Annotated in this window: 1 protein-coding gene; it reads right to left on the bottom strand. The window is 28.2% G+C overall.

Features of this window, described 5'->3' with window-relative positions:
- A partial coding sequence (locus KGF42_RS19475) for a helix-turn-helix domain-containing protein (protein ID WP_227826937.1) occupies positions 1 to 273 on the bottom strand: 273 nt, incomplete at both ends.

The raw sequence follows: 273 nt of genomic DNA, 5'->3' as shown, positions 1-273 counted from the left end.
TTAATTTATTTTTTTCTTCTTTAGTTTTTTTGCTTTTATTCATTGATGGTCTTCCTTTCGTTTTAGACAAGGCATCGACACCACCATACAAAAGTTTTTGTTTCCATGTTGCTATAAGTGTACTATTGTTCATTCCAAAATGGTTAGCGACTTCTTGTGCACTAGATTTAGTTGTTATCATATAGTTTATAACATCTAGCTTGAACTGTATAGTATATAAAGTATTTTTATTTTTTATTTTTAGACCATCCTCTCCTAATGTATTATATGCAT

Source organism: Clostridioides sp. ZZV15-6383 (assembly GCF_020657735.1).
GTDB classification, from domain to species: Bacteria; Bacillota; Clostridia; order Peptostreptococcales; family Peptostreptococcaceae; genus Clostridioides; species Clostridioides difficile_D.
Note: the sequence above shows the minus strand (reverse complement) of the source record. Positions and strands in the feature narration are given on the sequence as shown.